This window comes from Sulfurivirga sp. (genome assembly GCF_015490265.1).
In the GTDB taxonomy this organism is placed as follows: domain Bacteria; phylum Pseudomonadota; class Gammaproteobacteria; order Thiomicrospirales; family Thiomicrospiraceae; genus Sulfurivirga.
In genome coordinates this window covers 1-2,323 of record NZ_WFYD01000079.1, presented here as the reverse complement: position 1 = coordinate 2,323, position 2,323 = coordinate 1, and the positions used below count along the sequence as shown (strand labels likewise).

Here is a 2,323-nt window from a genome sequence, read left to right as displayed (position 1 = left end):
GGCGGCGACCGACTACATCCGCGACCTGCCGGAGAAGATCCGCGCCTGGGTGCCGCACACCTACATCACGCTGGGCACCGACGGTTTCGGTCGCTCCGACACGCGTGAGAAGCTGCGCCGCTTCTTCGAGGTCAACCGCTACTACATCACAGTGGCGGCGCTGAAGGGACTGGCGGACGACGGCAGGCTGGACCGCGCCGTGGTCAGACAGGCCATTGAAAAATACGGCATCGACGCGGACAGGACCTGGCCGCTGTATCTGTAATGACCGGGGCCGCCGCTGCGGCCCTTTTCACACCCGACAGAAGGAACAGGCTGTATGAGCATCAAAACCATCACCCTGCCGGATATCGGCGACTTCGATCAGGTGGATGTGATCGAAGTGCTGGTCAGTGAGGGCGACACCGTCGCCGTGGACGATTCGCTGATCACCCTGGAATCCGACAAGGCCACCATGGAAGTGCCCTCTCCCTACGCTGGCACCATCGTCAAAATGCTGGTGAGCGAGGGCGACAAGGTGAAGGAGGGCGATCCCATCGCTGAAATCGAGGTGGCCGACGAGGGCGCTGCCGAGCCGGAAGCGCCGGCAGAAGCAGCCGCCGCGCCGGCGGAAGAAAAGGCACCCGAGCCGACGCCGGCCGCTGAAGCCCCTGCCGCCGTGCCGGCTGAGACGCTCGCTGCACCTGCCGTGGCGGAGGAGAAACCGGTCAACCGGCAGGCGCCAGGCGCGAAGTATCACGCCAGCCCGGCGGTGCGTGCATACGCCCGCAATCTGGGCGTGGATCTGTCCCAGGTGCAAGGTACCGGACCCAAGGGCCGCATCCTCAAGGAGGACGTGCAGCGCTACGTCAAGTCCGTCATGCAGGGCGGTGCGGCCACTACGGGTGCGTCACCCGCGGCAGGCGGGGCAGGCATTCCGTCCATCCCGCAGCCGGACTTCAGCCAGTTCGGCGAGGTGGAGACCGTCGAGCTGTCCCGCATCAAGAAGATTTCCGGTCGGCACCTGCACGCCTGCTGGCTCAACGTGCCCCATGTGACCCAGTTCGACGAGGCGGACATCACCGAGCTGGAAGCCTTCCGGAAGGGCCTGAAGGCGCAGGCGGAGAAGGAAGGGGTCAGAATCACCCCGCTGGTGTTCATCATGAAGGCCGTGGTGGCGGCGCTGAAGCAGTTCCCCAACATGAACAGCTCGCTCTCGCCCGACGGCGCGTCGCTCATCGTCAAGAAGTACTACAACCTGGGCATTGCGGTGGACACGCCCAACGGTCTGGTGGTGCCCGTCATCCGGGATGTGGATCAGAAGGGCATCTTCCAGCTCTCCCGCGAGCTGATGGAGGTCAGCCAGCGCGCCCGCGAAGGCAAGCTGACACCGGCGGACATGAGCGGCGGCACCTTCACCATCTCCAGCCTGGGCGGCATCGGCGGCACCAACTTCACGCCGATCGTCAACTCGCCGGAGGTGGGCATCATGGGCGTTTCCAAGGCCAAGATGCAGCCGGTGTGGAATGGCAGCGAGTTCGAGCCGCGGCTGATGCTGCCGTTCTCCGTCAGCTATGACCATCGGGTCATCGACGGCGCCGAGGGCGTGCGCTTCACCCAGACCATCGCCCGCTATCTGAGCGACATCCGCCAGCTGATTCTGTAACATGAGTCCAACCCATCCTGCGGGAAAAAGGTTATCGGTTTTTCTTTTTCTCGCGGGAAGAACCGCGGATGCACATTCATGTTCTGTCAGAGAAGGGCGAGGCGAAGTTCTGGCTGGAGCCAGAGATCGCGCTGGCCAGAAATTTCAGGTTCTCACCGCGAGAGCTGGCGGAAATAGAGGGCATTATTCGTCAACATGAACAGGAGTTCAGGGATGCCTGGTGTCACCACTTCCCCGGCACATGTTGAGCAGGTGGCCAATCCTTCTCAGCATGGTGTGTGGCTGCTGATCGGTACGAAGGAGTTTTTCCTTCCTTATGAATCGTTTCCATGGTTCAAGGGGCGCAGTGCCGAAGAGCTTGAATTTGAACAGCCGATACCGGGTCATTTCTATTGGCCGCGTCTGGATGTGGATCTCACGCTGGACATGATTGCCCATCCGGACGCCTATCCCCTGACAGCCCAGCAATAAGGAACACTGCTATGAGCAAGATTGTGGACGTATTCCTGCCGGATATCGGCGACTTTGATCAGGTGGATGTCATCGAGGTGCTGGTGCAGCCCGGTGACCACGTGGATGTGGACGATTCGCTGATCACGCTGGAATCCGACAAGGCCACCATGGAAGTGCCGTCTCCCTACGCCGGCACCATCGAGGAGATGCTGGTCAAGGAGGGCG

General features: G+C 62.0%; 5 protein-coding genes. All 5 read left to right on the top strand.

Features of this window, described 5'->3' with window-relative positions; all coding sequences use genetic code 11:
• On the top strand, window positions 1-265 hold a 265-nt coding region (locus F8K16_RS05590), incomplete at its 5' end, for a hypothetical protein (protein ID WP_294948079.1).
• Between the two features lie 15 nt (window positions 266-280).
• A complete protein-coding gene (aceF, locus tag F8K16_RS05585; RefSeq protein WP_294948081.1) occupies window positions 281-1,645 on the top strand; it encodes a dihydrolipoyllysine-residue acetyltransferase in 1,365 nt (454 codons plus the stop codon).
• Between the two features lie 68 nt (window positions 1,646-1,713).
• A complete protein-coding gene (locus tag F8K16_RS09265; RefSeq protein WP_367122763.1) occupies window positions 1,714-1,893 on the top strand; it encodes a DUF4160 domain-containing protein in 180 nt (59 codons plus the stop codon).
• Window positions 1,859-2,116, top strand: coding sequence for a DUF2442 domain-containing protein (locus tag F8K16_RS05580; protein WP_294948077.1), 258 nt, complete (start codon window positions 1,859-1,861; stop codon window positions 2,114-2,116). The genes F8K16_RS09265 and F8K16_RS05580 overlap by 35 nt, the downstream gene beginning before the upstream one ends.
• Before the next feature lie 11 nt (window positions 2,117-2,127).
• On the top strand, window positions 2,128-2,323 hold a 196-nt coding region (locus F8K16_RS05575; protein ID WP_294948075.1), incomplete at its 3' end, for a biotin/lipoyl-containing protein.